Source organism: Shewanella sp., assembly GCF_047975355.1.
Taxonomy (GTDB): Bacteria; Pseudomonadota; Gammaproteobacteria; order Enterobacterales; family Shewanellaceae; genus Shewanella.
In genome coordinates, this window is sequence record NZ_JBKEDJ010000040.1 from 1 (window position 1) to 14,155 (window position 14,155).

Genomic DNA, 14,155 nt, shown 5'->3' on the forward strand with positions numbered 1-14,155 from the left:
ACATACCGCACTTGGCAAAGGCATAGGCAAGGGCCGTGGAACCTGCCGCAGTAACTAACCAGGAAAGGATAGAAATAGTACCTACTTGGGCTAATTGGGTGGGCAACATGATAATACCTGAACCCATCATGTTGACTATGGTGATAATAGTTAATTGGACGACACCAATTTTGTTTGCTGATTTACTCATAATAATGACCTAATAATGTTATTCATTATAGAAGTTTGAAATTGACTGCAGAGCGGGGTTAATTAACTCAGCAGTCGGGTTTCAATTATTTATTTAATACATAACCTAGGGCTTGGATTTTTCCGTCTGGGGTGTTTTCGAGGTAAACACCTTGTAATTCAGGGGAGAATCCGGGTAATAAGTTGATGCCTTCTTCAAGGGCTAAGAAATAACGTTGTACCGCGCCGCCCCATATTTCACCTGGGACCACACATAACACCCCTGGTGGGTAAGGCAATGCACCTTCTGCGGCAATGCGTCCCTCAATTTGTGACAGTGGCACTAACTCCACTTTGCCACGGATAAACTCGAGGTTAGCTTCCTGTGGATTCATCACTTTGGTTGGGAAATGCGCCTGACGGAACATTTCTTTTTGCAGTTGTTTTACGTCATGGCTGACATAAAGGTTATGCATTTCTTGGCACAGTTGACGAATGGTGTAGTCTTTATAACGGGCTTTATTAGCGTTATAGACGTTAGGTAATACTTCAGATAATGGCGCATCTTCGTCGACTAATTTCTCGAAGCGAGATATTTGCGACACTAGGTGTTGCATCTTTGCCATATCTTCCGCAGGCGTCATCAGGAATAAAATCGAATTTAAGTCGCACTTCTCGGGAATAATATTATTTTCACGTAAGAAGTTAGCCAGAATAGTCGCTGGAATACCAAACTCCGTATATTTACCAGTTTCGACATCGATACCAGGCGTGGTTAATAGGAACTTACAAGGGTCAACGAAATATTGGCCTTTTTCGTAACCTTCAAAAGAGTGCCATTTTTGTCCGGGTTCAAACTCGAAGAAACGTAAATCATCGGCCATTTGTTCGGTTGGGTAATCCTGCCATGGGCGTCCCTCGATCATGTTTGGGATAAATGGCTTGATATATTTACATTTTTTGAGCAGTAACTTGCGAGCTTCGATACCGGCTTTGACCGCTTCGCGCCATAGATAACGGCCGCTGGCGCCTTCGTGCATCTTAGCGTTCACATCCAATGCGGCAAACAGCGGATAGAAGGGGCTGGTAGAGGCATGCATCATAAAGGCGTTGTTGAAGCGTTTATGGTTGCAATATCTGGCTTGGCCTTTGATATGTGAGTCTTTTTTGTGAATTTGCGAGGTTTGTGAGAAGCCTGCCTGCTGTTTATGCACTGACTGAGTCACGATGATACCGGGATCTTCAGGCGTCAGTTCGAGCAGCAGAGGTGAGCAGTCATTCATCATAGGAATAAATTGCTCATAGCCCACCCAAGCTGAGTCAAACAGGATGTAATCACATAGATGTCCAATACGATCAACCACTTGACGAGCATTGTAGATAGTGCCGTCGTAGGTGCCTAGCTGGATAATGGCTAAACGGAATGGACGTTGTTCATCGGCACGCTCAGGCGCAACGGCGCGGATCTGCTCCCTTAAATAAGACTCTTGGAAACAGTGGGCGTCGATACCACCAATAAAGCCGAAGGGATTACGGGCGGTTTCTAAATAAATCGGTGTTGCACCGGCTTGAATTAACGCGCCATGGTGGTTGGATTTATGGTTGTTACGGTCGAATAATACCAGGTCGCCCTTCGCCAGCAGTGCGTTTGTCGCCACTTTGTTTGAAGAAGAAGTGCCGTTGAGCACAAAGTAGGTTTTATCGGCGTTAAAAACTTTAGCCGCGTATTTTTGTGCATCCAGTGGCGCGCCTTCATGGATTAACAGATCGCCGAGTTTAACGTCGGCATTACACATATCGGAGCGGAAAATGGTTTCGCCAAAGAAATCGAAAAATTGGCGACCCACAGGATGTTTACGGAAGAATTGACCACCCTGATGGCCTGGGCAGGCGAAGGTGGAGTTGCCCATTTCCACGTATTTTTTCAGTGTACCAAAGAACGGCGGTAATAGGGCTTGCTCATATTTTTGAACAGCGGTTTCGACCTGTTTTCCATAGAAATCGGTATTGCTACCGCACAGTTCAAATACCCCGGTAATAGAGGAACAAATATCATCAGGGAAGGTTTCTTCACAACAAACTGATACGAAAATAGGCAGTTTTAATCCGGTATTTTTAATTTTTTCAACAATACCATTTTTAACATCATCAACAGAGACTACAGCCGCGCCCACATCGCAAAAATCTGTGGTTAATACATTGACGACTTCTCTGTCTATTTCAAAACATGATCTAACAGATAAGCTGGCGGCAACTTTTAATGATTTCATCGTTAATTTCCCTTTTACTTTAAAAAATTTTGGATACAACTTGGCCTATACCTAATTAAAAAAATTAATGGCATTAAATTAGATATGGCTATTCCGTGTGCAGATATGATGAGGCTATAAATCGTCCAAGAATAAAATAGAGATATTTATTCCGAGAGAATTATTTGGCCGCAGCTTGGCTGCACTGACTAAAGAATGCTTTGATTTAGATGTGAGATAATAAACCTGCAAAAACAGTACGATAAGTGTATGTGCTTACAAGGGCAATACCACTTTAGACCTGTTAATTGGCCTACTACCTACGCGAAGATTAGCGAAGGAAGATGTATGAATGGTCGAAATAGTCGCGTTGGCTAGGCATCATGATATGTCTAGTGCGCCGGATATGTGCCATGATTTTTGATTTCCTCTTCATATACAACTCCATTATGAGATTAGAGAAAATGATTAATACGCTTTATTACGGTATGGAGTTTATCTATGTGTTATCAATAAAAATATGATCAGTGTCTTATTTTTAATTAACTGTAATTATTTATTTCGATATTTTTGACCGAATAAATACAGTCAATCGTCCTTAAGTATCATTGTCTAAATAACTAAAGTAAATATTGTCAGTTTAATTTTTTAAATTAAAAATTGCATAAATTAATAAATGATAAATATCTAATTCCGCGCTAATCGCTGTATTAATATGTTTGGCAACTTATAAGGAACGATATGTTTGCATAAAAATGCAGGTAAAGTATTTACAAAATCACTTGAGTGCTTAAAGATGACAAAAAGTCGACACTTTTTCTCAATTTTGAGCATTTAGGGAAGAAACTTGGCGTTTTGAGGCAGGTTTATGACTTTAGACTGACGTAAATTAGCGATATTACGTATCTATAGGAGACAGTGATGATGCATTTACATAAGTGGACAGTTGGAATTGGATTATTTACGGCGGTATTTAGTTCGGCGCATGCCATAACCTTATCGAGTAAAGATATTGGCGAAGGTCAGCAATTATCGAATCAATTTGTTTTTAATGGTTTTGGCTGTAATGGTGAAAATCTTTCTCCCGAACTCACTTGGCGTGATGCGCCTAAAGGCACAAAAGCCTATGCGGTGACAGCCTATGATCCCGATGCGCCTACGGGCAGTGGTTGGTGGCATTGGGCCGTTTACAATATTGGCGGCGAGCAACAGCAGTTAGCCCAAGGTGCGGGTTCTAAAGCCAATGCTTTGCCTAAAGGAGCGATTGCGCTGAAGAACGACTTCGGCACAACCGATTTTGGTGGCGCTTGTCCGCCGCAGGGACATGGCATGCACAGATATGAATTTACTGTGTGGGCGCTACCCTCACTATTAGAGTTACCTAAGGATGCTTCTCCCGCGCTATTGGGTTTTATGCTCAGGGCGCAGGCATTAGGTAGCGCTAAGTTGACCGCTGTATATCAGCGTTAAAATTGTAGGGGCTGATGTATGATCCGCATGTTTGAATACGACTCGAAACAGGCGCAGTCACTTTCGCGGGTGCCTGTGCATCAGCCCTCTATTATCCGCGTGATCCAAGGGGAGAAGTCTCTGCTTTGGCAAGATGAGACTCTCGCCGTCAATGCCGACCAACTGTTACTGTTACCCGCCGGAAGCAATATCAGCTTCGTCAATCGTCCGATGAGCGGGCGCTACCGAGCGGTGCAACTCCTCTTGCCCTATGAGTTGCCCTCGGGCGTTATGCTGGCGGCGACCGACAGGCTGATGCCAAAGCCCACACAAACGATTTCACGCTCGGTCGATTTTGCGTGGAATGCGTTACTGCACAGCCTGACTTTGGCGCTACCCAGGTCGGTGCAGATGCATTATTTAGCCGCCTTGCTGCTCAGTCTGCCGCAGCAAGTGAGCGTCAATTGGCTCTACAGCCATAAGCCTGCAAATGTGAGTCAAGCGGTGCTAGGCCTACTGGGACAACATCCTTCAGCCCCATGGCAGCAAGAGGAAATCGCCGACAAGTTGCATATGAGCAGTGCCAGTTTAAGACGTAAACTGGCGCAGGAAGACACTAGCTTTAGGCAATTGCTCGCCGAAGTGCGTTTGTGTCAGGGCTTAACGCTGTTGCAAAACTCTACGGATTCCGTGCAGCAAATCGCACTGGCCTGCGGCTATTTATCGGCAGAAAAATTCTCGGCGCGCTTTAAACAGGCCTTTGGCCTGACACCCGCCGCGTATCGCCGTACACTGTGAGCTACGTTAATCGTCATTACAAGGAGTCGACATGGCAGAAGAACAATTCACTGAAACTGGTTTTTGGAACAAAATCAAACTGTTTGGTCGCCAAGCTGGGCGTGAAGTGGTTGAGCGTGCCCTGTGGCTTTATTATGCGGCGCAAAAGCCCAATACGCCTAAGTGGGCCAAGTCGGTGATTTTTGGGGCCTTGGCTTACTTTATCTCGCCTTTGGATGCGATCCCGGATTTGACGCCTTTAGTGGGCTTTACCGATGACTTGGGCGCCTTAGCCGCGGCGCTGACCATGGTCATGCTCTATATTGATGATGAGGTGAAATCCCAAGCGGCGGATAAGTTAGCGCAGTGGTTTGGTGATGAGCCCGCAGAGCCTAAGTCTTAGTTGGGCAAATAGCCCATCTCATAGGGTAAAAATTTGATTTTATTAGTGGTTAATGAATAGGCTTTACTCGCGTTTTTTAAGGGTAAAAATATTTTTTGTGAAACGTTTCACTATTGGTTAATTGCGCTATATGCTAGCGCTGTTTTGTGAACCCATTGTGTGTGTTTAGGCAAATAAATGAAAAATATTATGGCGGTGATCCTGTGGTTTTTAGGAGTCTCTGCCGCCACCCCCGTGTTCGCCGATAAGGCCTCGCCAGAACAACTCGCCCGCCTGTACCTCGATTTTATGGCTCAGACCAGTCGCCAGAGTGAAGCCCTGTGGCCAGGATTTCGTCTCGACGATAAAGTGCACCTCTTTAGCTATGCGGGCAATGTTTGGTTGCGTCAACCAGGTGGTGAGATTATCCAAGACAACAGTGTGTTAGAGTCAGTTAACTTGCACTCTGGGTTGTCGATTAACTTTGGTTTTCCCCAATATCAAGGGCAGGCGGGTGTGCTTATCCAGCTCGAGTCGCCCACAATCCAATTCGACAGCACGACTAAAACCGCCGATTTACCTTTTGTGATTTGGGCTGGCAACAGTGTGCACGAGGCGTTTCATTTTTATGCCCAATCCGAGTGGCGGGTGTTAGAGGATGCACGTCGCTATGAGGGCGAGGTTTATCCACTCAACCTCGATGCCCGTTATTACCGCTTACAACTGTTTAATGCCTTGATGGCGGCCTTAAAACAACCCGAGCAGCAGGCACTGTATTTAGGTTATGCCGCTTACTGGTTACAAGTGTGGCGGCAAACGGCGCCTAACGAAGATAAAGTCAGTTATGTAAATGACTTAGTCGAAGGCTGCGCGAGATATGTCGAGTTAATCGCGGGTGCGCGCTTCTTGAGTCAAAACCAGTCCTACCTCGGCTATCAGCAGATCCTGCTGCAATATGTGCAGGATTATTATCAGCAGCAGCAAATGCTCGGTGGCTGGACGGCCGAGGCCGAGAATATCGGTGCACTGGCGGGGATACTGCTCGATAGCAATCAAGATGCCTATGTGTGGAAAGAGTCGGTGATGTCGGGCATGTTGCCGGTGGACTTACTGCTCGGTCGAATCAAACCGATTGCCCCTCCCGATACTCAGAATACGGCGCAGAAGAAACGCCTGCAGGAAATGCTAGCCTACTATCCGGCGACAGAGCAAAAATTGACCCAGTTACTTAAGGATGTGCAAGACCCAAAGGTGCCGTTACTGGTGATGCCGAGTGTGAGCGATAGCAGCAGTTTTATCGATGTGGGCGAGGTACGCTCAGGGTTTTATGTGGTGCCTTATCAAGAAGAAATGACCCAAGCCTATTTAGGTATGAGTTCACAATTCAGCAACTTAAATGTGAGCGGCAGCCCGCTGCTGGATGTGCCGTTACAGAATTATTGTGAGGGCATTGAAGCCGCAACTCTGTTACCTTTGGGGTTCAACTTTCAGCGCGAAGGTCAGTATTTGGTATTCAATGAGCCGGAAATCCATGGGACTATCCGGGTTTCTGCAAGTGTTGTTGAGGGCAGAACCCTCTACTGTGCGATGAATTAATATGAGAAAAAATCAGCTCGAATTTACCTACATGCGCGGCATCGCGATTATTTTTATCGTGCTTGGCCACAGTATTTATAACTCTGGGGAAGGGTTTCCGTTGTTGCTGGAAAATTTACTTAGGGGTGGCACTGCGTTGTTCGTGTTTATCTCTGGTTATTTTTTTCATCGGATTTTTTACAAGGACTTCGATTACGGTAAGTTCATGAAGAATAAGGTACAAAACGTACTTTATCCCTTCTTAGTCGTTTCTGCCGTCGGCCTGTTTTTCTTGAGTTTGCGCTGGATTTTCTTGGAGCATCAGCCGCTTGAGAATCTACTGCTGAGTATTTTCTACACAGTGCGTAATGGCTACATCTTGTATCCGCACTGGTATATCCCCTTTATCATGGCGGTGTTTTTATTATCGCCGGTGTTTTTGTGGTTTATCCGCTGCTCGCAGCAGATGCGTTGGACCTTATTCGTGCTGAGTTGCGTGGTGGCGATTCTGCTCCACAGACCCATAGGTAACGTCAACTTTATCCATTCAGTGGTGTATTTTATGCCTTTCTATTTGATTGGTATTTTATATTCCCAAGATGAACATATTGTGACGCGTTACGGCTCGATTTTCAGTGCGTTAGCGGTGATCTTCCTGATTGTGAGTCTGGTCGAGCAAAGTTACATAGTGCAGCACATAGGTAACTACCATAAGGCGCCTTTTGAATATAACGGCATCGATTGGCAGTTTATCCAAAAACTGAGTCTGTGTGTGTTGGTGCTTAACTTCTGCGATTGGCTATCGAAACGCAGTCGTATCCCTTGGTTAGTCGAAACCGCCGAGATGAGCTTTGCGATTTTCTTTCTCCATCCGTTATTCGACATGTTGTTTAATACGGTCGCCACAGTGTTACGTTACCGCTTACCGCCTGGGTCATGGGTCACCAGTATCTTGTTCTCGGCTGGGATTTTTATCTTCATGATGGTGGGCAGTGTTATCACGGCGCGCTTTATCAAAAAACGCTTAGGCAACCGTTCACGCCTGTATATCGGTTGGTAACGCCTCGTTAGCTTGCGCAGGGGAATTAAGTTTAAATTTATTCCCCTGTGTTAGCGTGGTTTTCATCGAATTTTCCATGGAAAACATAATGAAAACTATTGCCCTACCACACCTTGGACTCGCCAGCCTGTTGATTGCAGCGCCTGTATTTGCCAATGCTGCTACCGAACCTGCATTTGCCATGGAGCAAGAAGCCTTCTTCACTCAATTAGCATCCCATTGTGGTAAAGCATTTGCGGGTAAGGTTGTGTCTAAGGACAACGCCGATGCGGCTTTTCGTGATAAATCACTGGTAATGCATGTGCGTGAATGCAGTGACTCAGAGCTGAAAATCCCATTCCATGTGGGTGATGACCACTCCCGTACCTGGGTTATCACGAAAACGGCTCAGGGTTTAAGGCTAAAGCATGACCACCGCCACCAAGATGGGACTGAAGATAAAGTGACTATGTATGGTGGCGATACGGCGAGTGTCGGCACCAGCCAAAAGCAGTCATTCCCCATCGATCAAGCATCGATTGATAACTTTATGCAAAACGGCCTGACCCAGTCGGTCACCAATGTGTGGCACATGGAGGTTACTTCAAGCACCTTCAGCTACCTGCTGACTCGCGAGAATCGTCATTTCCAAGTAGATTTTGACTTGAGCCTGCCACAACCTATACCGCCAGCCCCTTGGGGACATGAGTAAGTACAATCGTGGATAAAAGAAAACCTCCTAACCCTGTGGGTTCGGAGGTTTTTATGAGGACGTCATTACTAAAACTTAGTTACCCCTAGGCTCGAAGGAGAAGGATTGTCCTGCCAGTGCGGCTTCGAACATTAATCCTCCCTTGGCAACCGTAAATACCGCCATGCCATTGATATAGGCGGCGGTGGCCGATTGATTGCCGCCCGCTTGGCCAGCTCCCGCCGAGTTTCCTGTTGTCCCTGCTTTAGCATTGGCGCCCATATTAATGGCGACAGCTGAGGCTTGGGCATCGAACTCAAAACTGCCACTGGTGAACTCGTTGTAGGATTTCGCATCCTTAAAGAAGATGATTTCGCTATAGGCTTGTCCGCCTAGCTGAAAACCGATGGAGAGCTGGGTCAAGCTCGAATCTCCCATATATTGCCCCGCTTGAAAGACGCGGCCTTTGCCGTAGGCTGCACCAATGCCAATCCCACCTTTGCCAACAGTCGGAAAGAGGGCATAACCGTAGGCGGTATCAAAAAATTTTTGCGTTTCCTTTGCTTGGTGAAAATTATTTAAAGCCTCGGTGTAACTATCGTCGGCCTGCGCTACGGGTACCATAAAGCTGGCAATCAGATAAGTCGAGGCGGCGATAAGGGATAAAAATGATTTCATGGCGTTCCTCCTTAATTCTTCGGTTCCATCAGGCTACCCTTTGTTTTTACAAATGACAGCCTAAAGCTGCGTTCGTGTCAGCTAGGGTTCAGTTTATTCAGTGTGACAGTTTTGATTGCTCTGCGGTGAATTAGTTCTTCGGGTCAGAGGGCGTGTTAATGATTTTTTCTGAGCGTTCGTTCGATTCCTGCTGCAGTTGTTGAATAAATTCAAATTCTTCTGGAGTGAGCACTTCTGAAGACTGAGGTTCCGCCTTTGGCTGAGGGGCTGATAAATGCCCTTTTAAGTAAGCGGTGCGAGTGATCTGCTTGAGACCGTAAGCCGCAAGCAAGTAAAAACTTAACAGTAGGCTTAAGCGCGGCAGCGCATGGGATAGGGTTGAGAGCGAATCCCCGAGATAAAAGGGCAATATCACCACAAATGCTCGTAACAACCAGTTAAACAGCATGGCCAAGGTCAGGCCGAACAACCAGCGGAAACGAATGAGTTTTAAGGTTTGCTGCGGTGCATCTTCACTCTGTTGTTGGCGTAGTTTATGCCTTTGGAACAGCCGCCAGAGTGCAAAAAAATATATCGCGGTTTGGATAAACAACAACAAGGGAAGGGCAAGGCTCCAATGGCTGAAGTCGATATCTTGCCGATACTTAAAAAATTCCGCCTGAAACCAAATAGCGTTTTTATGCAGATTTAGCCGCACAGAAATATCAATCATGGCTAAGCATAAGGTGAGTAGTGCAGGCCAATAATGCCGCGAGAAGCCAATGGGTGAGGTATTTTGCTCTAGACTGCGTTTGCAGTAGAGGTACAGCAGCGGCATGAGTAAAAAGTAAATCGGGGTGATCAGGTTAAATAACACATGGATAGGAATGGGAGTGTTATCGCGGTTGAGCATGCCCGTGAGGAAATACAGACCGACGAGGCTTAAGAAGCCTGCAAGCAGTTTTTGGTTATTATCCGATGGGTAAACGTAGCGAATATAAATAGCTAACGCGAGGCAATGTAAGCCACCAAATAGAGATAACCACCAATAAGCTTGAGCAAAAAATGTATTAAACTCGTTCATTTTAAACACCTCGACGCCCTGTTATAACAGGGAAATTCGAGGTGCAAAAGTGTTACTAAAGGTTTTTCTGTGAAATTGCGATGCGTTGATGGCGATTCGAAGCCGCCTCGGGCACAGATGCAGGAACAGGTTGACGCTCTGCCAGTAAGTGTTTGATTGCGCGAATGGGATGCGGTAAAAGCATTCTTGGGCCGGCGAAAATCATGATCGTTTTGACCTGCGCTTTTTGTGCCGGTTTGTAGCAGTGCACAGGGCATTTATTGCAGGTGGGCTTGTCTTGTCCGTAGGGGCAGCGGTCGAGGCGAACGGCAGCATACTCTAAGAGTGCTAAACACTCTTCACACAGACCAGATTCTGTTTGATCTTGGTGTTTGGCTTTACAATAAATTTTTGCCATTGCGCTAATGGTTTCATGCTCGTAGCGCAGTTTACCAGTGAGTAGGGCCGCTGAGTTCATGGGAATACCTTAGTCTGTCACTCGGATAATCCCATCATAAGCAGCGGCGTTGACTTGTTCAAAATTGAAGTGTCGATTTATGAAGGTGCGCACAAAATGAGGCTTTAAATGTGCATCACCTTATCCGCTGCCAGAGTCCAGCGGGTCAGATCCTGTAAGGTGCCAATTTCGGCGCCGTCGAGCAGCATATCCGTATTTACTCCCCGTGCTTGCGCGCAGGTTTTGCAGAGTAAAATCGGGACTTGCTGGGCGCTTAGGATCTCAAACATCTGCTGTAGGTTGTAACTTAAGTCTGGGGTTGTTTGATGTTTAAGGGCGCCAAACACCGCATCTGACATTAAAAAGATTTTTAAATCAACTTGTTGCTCAGTTTGATCCTTTAAGGCTAACGCAATACGAAGGCTATTGAAGAGTTTTTCAGTGCCATAGGGGCTGGCGTGGGCAACGATCAGAATTTTTTGCATTAGGCTTTCCTTAATTTTTGCAAATGGTCATAAATCCTAACAGTCTAGCCGAATTGCATATATCGATTTGCGTGTAAGATCGGATAAAACGGCATAAATACTTGATTTACACAGACACTATGGACTTTAATAGCGGTTAATCTCTGCTCAACTTTTGGACAGAACCCCTTGCTAGACGCAGGCAATTGAGTCGCTTTGGCAAGCCAACTGCAATAGCTTCTATATAGGAAGCAGCCATTAAAGGTGAAGAAGAATGAAGGTCGTTGTCGTTTTTATACTGATCGCTATCGGAGTGTTTTTATTTCGTCGGGCCCAGCGCTTGGCGAAGGAAGAACAAGAGGCAATGATGGCGAAAAAATCAACCGAACAGACAAGGGATACAAGCGCTTCACCTGATGCGGCTGAACTTACATCCGACCTTGTCCCTCCAGCGACTAACGAGTCAGAAGTCGCTTCTGCTGCGAAAGCGCCCGAAGTTGAATTAATGCCAAGGGACGTTGAGCCATCTCGCCGCGTCGAGTTGAGCGAAGATATTATTGATGTTGAGATCCCCGCTTCAACCAATGAAAAGACTGTAATTATCCTCGCCGATGGCAATAAAGACGCTGAAATAACCCCGCTAGTATCCACAGAGGATGAGACTCCAGCGGCCAATGCTGCTGAAGAAAAAGAAGAGCCAGTCGCGGTTGAAGCACCAACCAATGTCGAAGAAAACAAGATGGTCGCTCCTGAAGCTGCAAGCACAAGTTTGGCAAAAGACGAGTCGCTTGCAGCACTTGGTTCATGGGCGAATGTGACCCTGCAACGTGCGGCAGAAGAATACCAAAGTGCAGAGACGGCATTGGCTCGCTATAACGCGTTACAAAACGTGATTGCCGAGTGCTACAAGCAGCGCAAATCGGCCGAATATTTAGCCTATGGTGCAGCGCAACATGGGCTGTATCTTGCGTTATTCCACAGCGCGAATGCTGAAAAGCCTAAAGAGCTTGAGCTTAAAACCACTGGCTTTATGCAACTCGCGACCTTGCTCAATGATACCCAAGACTTTGATAAAGCCATCACACTCTGTCAGGAGGCGATCGCACTTGGCTTAAGCGACGGCACAGTGACGGGATTTGAAGGGCGGATTAGCCGTATCGAGAAGGCGCAGGCGAAAGCGGCGACGGCCTAAGGTAGCTTGAATAGGATTCAAGTGTTTTGCAGTAAATACAGGTTGCGAAAGCGCTTGCGATACCCTTAGCCGAAAAGCGGTTATTTAACCGGGTAAAGCCGTGTAGAATCTTGATACTTACCGCGCAAAAGGCGAACTAAGGTTCGCTTTTTTTATGGGCTATTTTTATGAAGTATGTTGCGAGCTGTTTTAACCGAATCGGCAAAATGAAATTATTCTTGGCCATCTTGTTTGCCAGCTTCAGTCTAGGGTTGAGTGGTTGCACTAAAACCCCTGAATGGACGCTATTCTATTATCCTGCGGCGACCTCACTGCCAACGATGCCGTTACAAACCGATGATATCAATGGTTATTACGACACCCTCGAACAATGCCAACGCAAAGCCCAAGGGTTACAACGCTTAACTGGGTCTGGAGTGAGTGGCTTCGAGGCCAGCGGTGCCGGCGTATATCAATGCGGCCTGCAGTGCGAGTTTAACGACAAGTCCGTGCTCGTGTGTAAGCAGCTCGTTCAATAGGGAAGCACTGATGAAGTTTAAACAGGATTTTTTTACCCAGTTGCCTGAGTTTTACTCTCAAGTCTATCCGCAGGGGATAAGCAATCCCCATTGGCTGGCGTGGAGTGAAGATGCCGCCAAGTTAATCGACTTACAGCAGCCGACGGATCCGTTATTGCAGGGATTATCGGGTAACGCGGCCGTTTCGGGCGCAAGTTATTATGCGCAGGTTTACAGTGGACATCAGTTTGGTGGTTATACGCCTAGATTAGGCGATGGTCGCTCGATTATTTTGGGTGAGGCATTAGGCCCCAAAGGCGCTTGGGATGTAGCACTCAAAGGCGGTGGGCCAACGCCCTATTCTCGCCATGGCGATGGCAGAGCCGTGATGCGCTCAGCGGTGCGGGAGTTTCTTGTCTCTGAGGCTCTGCATCATTTAGGCGTGCCGACGACCCGAGCATTGGCGGTGATCGGCTCTGATATGCCTGTCTGGCGTGAGAGTCAAGAAACCGCGGCCATTACCGTACGCTTGGCCCGTAGCCATATCCGTTTTGGTCATTTCGAATTTTTCTGCCATAGCGAGCGTGGCCAAGCCGATAAGCTCACGCAGTTACTCAACTTTACCTTGAAGCAGCATTATCCACACTTGAGCTGCGATCTGGCGGGCTATAAAGCCTGGTTTTTGCAGGTGGTACAAGATACCGCTAAGCTCATCGCTCATTGGCAGGCTATCGGCTTTGCCCACGGGGTGATGAATACCGACAACATGTCGATTCTGGGGGATAGTTTCGATTTTGGCCCCTTTGCCTTCCTCGATACCTTTCAAGAAGACTTTATTTGCAATCATTCCGACCCTGAGGGGCGGTACGCCTTTGGTCAGCAGCCCGGCATTGGCCTGTGGAACTTGCAACGTTTAGCGCAGGCGTTGACACCTGTGATCCCGTCCGATGATCTAATTGCCGCCTTGAATCAATATCAACATGCTCTAGTGCAGCATTATTTGATGCTGATGCGCGCTAAGTTAGGGCTGGCTGCGCGAGCGGATTCGACAGCCGAGCAGGATCAGCAGGACTTAGAACTGATAGGCCGCTTTACTGTGCTGATGGAGAAAAATCAGCTGGATTACAGCAACACGTGGCGCCGCTTCGGTCAGCTTGACCCTAGTAGTGCGCACTCTTTGCTGCGGGATGATTTTATCGACCTCAAGGAGTTTGATGCTTGGTATCAGACCTATCAGGCGTGGCTGGGTAAAGTTGCCGATATTGAGGCATGGCAACAGGCGCGTAATAGCGTCAATCCCAAGTACATTCTGCGCAACTATTTGGCTCAAGAAGCCATTATTGCCGTGGAGGAGGGAAATCTTGCGCCGCTAGAGCGTTTGCATCAAGTATTGCGCCAGCCATTTGCCGAACAAGTTGAGCATGAAGATCTAGCCAAGCGTCCACCCGATTGGGGACAAGGGCTGATTATGTCGTGCAGCAGTTGATGGAAGTAA

15 protein-coding genes and 1 pseudogene are annotated in these 14,155 nt (G+C 46.9%); 9 read left to right on the forward strand and 7 right to left on the reverse strand.

Annotated features, from left to right (window positions below):
• From potE to speFL, 3 genes and pseudogenes are all read right to left on the reverse strand, one after another.
• A pseudogene (gene potE, locus ACK5NH_RS11945) lies at positions 1 to 190 on the reverse strand (putrescine-ornithine antiporter); the annotation flags it as partial.
• Positions 191 to 275: 85 nt separating this feature from the next.
• On the reverse strand, positions 276 to 2,438 hold the full coding sequence (gene speF / locus ACK5NH_RS11950) for an ornithine decarboxylase SpeF (RefSeq protein ID WP_416920343.1): 2,163 nt from the start codon (positions 2,436 to 2,438) through the stop codon (positions 276 to 278).
• A 310-nt stretch (positions 2,439 to 2,748) separates the two neighbouring features.
• Positions 2,749 to 2,865 (reverse strand): leader peptide SpeFL, encoded by a 117-nt coding sequence (gene speFL, locus ACK5NH_RS11955; RefSeq protein WP_374897525.1) that lies wholly within the window; start codon positions 2,863 to 2,865, stop codon positions 2,749 to 2,751.
• A 473-nt stretch (positions 2,866 to 3,338) separates the two neighbouring features.
• Here speFL and ACK5NH_RS11960 point away from each other — a divergent pair, with 473 nt between their 5' ends.
• The 6 genes from ACK5NH_RS11960 (at position 3,339) to ACK5NH_RS11985 (ending at position 8,351) form a co-directional block, all read left to right on the forward strand.
• Positions 3,339 to 3,887, forward strand: coding sequence for a YbhB/YbcL family Raf kinase inhibitor-like protein (locus ACK5NH_RS11960; RefSeq protein ID WP_416920345.1), 549 nt, complete (start codon positions 3,339 to 3,341; stop codon positions 3,885 to 3,887).
• A gap of 18 nt (positions 3,888 to 3,905) precedes the next feature.
• The gene (locus tag ACK5NH_RS11965; RefSeq protein ID WP_416920347.1) at positions 3,906 to 4,664 is read left to right on the forward strand and encodes a helix-turn-helix transcriptional regulator; all 759 of its coding nucleotides are present in this window, start codon (positions 3,906 to 3,908) and stop codon (positions 4,662 to 4,664) included.
• Between the two features lie 31 nt (positions 4,665 to 4,695).
• Positions 4,696 to 5,046, forward strand: coding sequence for a YkvA family protein (locus tag ACK5NH_RS11970; RefSeq protein WP_416920349.1), 351 nt, complete (start codon positions 4,696 to 4,698; stop codon positions 5,044 to 5,046).
• A 177-nt stretch (positions 5,047 to 5,223) separates the two neighbouring features.
• The gene (locus ACK5NH_RS11975) at positions 5,224 to 6,621 is read left to right on the forward strand and encodes a hypothetical protein (protein WP_416920351.1); all 1,398 of its coding nucleotides are present in this window, start codon (positions 5,224 to 5,226) and stop codon (positions 6,619 to 6,621) included.
• 1 nt (position 6,622) lies between these two features.
• On the forward strand, positions 6,623 to 7,660 hold the full coding sequence (locus ACK5NH_RS11980) for an acyltransferase family protein (protein ID WP_416920353.1): 1,038 nt from the start codon (positions 6,623 to 6,625) through the stop codon (positions 7,658 to 7,660).
• Between the two features lie 76 nt (positions 7,661 to 7,736).
• A complete protein-coding gene (locus ACK5NH_RS11985) occupies positions 7,737 to 8,351 on the forward strand; it encodes a hypothetical protein (protein ID WP_416920355.1) in 615 nt (204 codons plus the stop codon).
• A gap of 75 nt (positions 8,352 to 8,426) precedes the next feature.
• On the opposite strand, the gene ACK5NH_RS11990 is transcribed toward ACK5NH_RS11985, so the two are convergent.
• The 4 genes from ACK5NH_RS11990 to ACK5NH_RS12005 all read right to left on the reverse strand — a co-directional run bounded on the left by ACK5NH_RS11990 (position 8,427) and on the right by ACK5NH_RS12005 (position 10,992).
• Entirely contained in the window at positions 8,427 to 9,008 is a 582-nt protein-coding gene (locus ACK5NH_RS11990) for a YSC84-related protein (RefSeq protein WP_416920357.1), read from the reverse strand.
• 130 nt (positions 9,009 to 9,138) lie between these two features.
• On the reverse strand, positions 9,139 to 10,071 hold the full coding sequence (locus tag ACK5NH_RS11995) for a hypothetical protein (RefSeq protein WP_416920360.1): 933 nt from the start codon (positions 10,069 to 10,071) through the stop codon (positions 9,139 to 9,141).
• 55 nt (positions 10,072 to 10,126) lie between these two features.
• The gene (locus tag ACK5NH_RS12000) at positions 10,127 to 10,528 is read right to left on the reverse strand and encodes a nitrous oxide-stimulated promoter family protein (RefSeq protein WP_416920362.1); all 402 of its coding nucleotides are present in this window, start codon (positions 10,526 to 10,528) and stop codon (positions 10,127 to 10,129) included.
• Positions 10,529 to 10,632: 104 nt separating this feature from the next.
• Positions 10,633 to 10,992: a DsrE/DsrF/TusD sulfur relay family protein gene (locus tag ACK5NH_RS12005; RefSeq protein WP_416920364.1), complete on the reverse strand. Its 360-nt coding sequence runs from the start codon at positions 10,990 to 10,992 to the stop codon at positions 10,633 to 10,635.
• Positions 10,993 to 11,245: 253 nt separating this feature from the next.
• On the opposite strand from ACK5NH_RS12005, the gene ACK5NH_RS12010 reads away from it, so the two are divergent.
• The 3 genes from ACK5NH_RS12010 to ACK5NH_RS12020 all read left to right on the forward strand — a co-directional run bounded on the left by ACK5NH_RS12010 (position 11,246) and on the right by ACK5NH_RS12020 (position 14,146).
• A complete protein-coding gene (locus tag ACK5NH_RS12010; protein ID WP_416920366.1) occupies positions 11,246 to 12,163 on the forward strand; it encodes a hypothetical protein in 918 nt (305 codons plus the stop codon).
• Between the two features lie 206 nt (positions 12,164 to 12,369).
• The gene (locus tag ACK5NH_RS12015) at positions 12,370 to 12,681 is read left to right on the forward strand and encodes a hypothetical protein (RefSeq protein WP_416920368.1); all 312 of its coding nucleotides are present in this window, start codon (positions 12,370 to 12,372) and stop codon (positions 12,679 to 12,681) included.
• 10 nt (positions 12,682 to 12,691) lie between these two features.
• The gene (locus tag ACK5NH_RS12020; protein ID WP_416920370.1) at positions 12,692 to 14,146 is read left to right on the forward strand and encodes a protein adenylyltransferase SelO; all 1,455 of its coding nucleotides are present in this window, start codon (positions 12,692 to 12,694) and stop codon (positions 14,144 to 14,146) included.
• Positions 14,147 to 14,155 lie beyond the last annotated feature (9 nt).

Bases quoted from the DNA above. Each gene is read 5' to 3' on its own strand.
- speF (WP_416920343.1), bottom strand. From the start codon at position 2,438: ATGAAATCATTAAAAGTTGCCGCCAGCTTATCTGTTAGATCATGTTTT.
- speFL (WP_374897525.1), bottom strand. From the start codon at position 2,865: ATGGAGTTGTATATGAAGAGGAAATCAAAAATCATGGCACATATCCGG.
- ACK5NH_RS11960 (WP_416920345.1), top strand. From the start codon at position 3,339: ATGATGCATTTACATAAGTGGACAGTTGGAATTGGATTATTTACGGCG.
- ACK5NH_RS11965 (WP_416920347.1), top strand. From the start codon at position 3,906: ATGATCCGCATGTTTGAATACGACTCGAAACAGGCGCAGTCACTTTCG.
- ACK5NH_RS11970 (WP_416920349.1), top strand. From the start codon at position 4,696: ATGGCAGAAGAACAATTCACTGAAACTGGTTTTTGGAACAAAATCAAA.
- ACK5NH_RS11975 (WP_416920351.1), top strand. From the start codon at position 5,224: ATGAAAAATATTATGGCGGTGATCCTGTGGTTTTTAGGAGTCTCTGCC.
- ACK5NH_RS11980 (WP_416920353.1), top strand. From the start codon at position 6,623: ATGAGAAAAAATCAGCTCGAATTTACCTACATGCGCGGCATCGCGATT.
- ACK5NH_RS11985 (WP_416920355.1), top strand. From the start codon at position 7,737: ATGGAAAACATAATGAAAACTATTGCCCTACCACACCTTGGACTCGCC.
- ACK5NH_RS11990 (WP_416920357.1), bottom strand. From the start codon at position 9,008: ATGAAATCATTTTTATCCCTTATCGCCGCCTCGACTTATCTGATTGCC.
- ACK5NH_RS11995 (WP_416920360.1), bottom strand. From the start codon at position 10,071: ATGAACGAGTTTAATACATTTTTTGCTCAAGCTTATTGGTGGTTATCT.
- ACK5NH_RS12000 (WP_416920362.1), bottom strand. From the start codon at position 10,528: ATGAACTCAGCGGCCCTACTCACTGGTAAACTGCGCTACGAGCATGAA.
- ACK5NH_RS12005 (WP_416920364.1), bottom strand. From the start codon at position 10,992: ATGCAAAAAATTCTGATCGTTGCCCACGCCAGCCCCTATGGCACTGAA.
- ACK5NH_RS12010 (WP_416920366.1), top strand. From the start codon at position 11,246: ATGAAGGTCGTTGTCGTTTTTATACTGATCGCTATCGGAGTGTTTTTA.
- ACK5NH_RS12015 (WP_416920368.1), top strand. From the start codon at position 12,370: ATGAAATTATTCTTGGCCATCTTGTTTGCCAGCTTCAGTCTAGGGTTG.
- ACK5NH_RS12020 (WP_416920370.1), top strand. From the start codon at position 12,692: ATGAAGTTTAAACAGGATTTTTTTACCCAGTTGCCTGAGTTTTACTCT.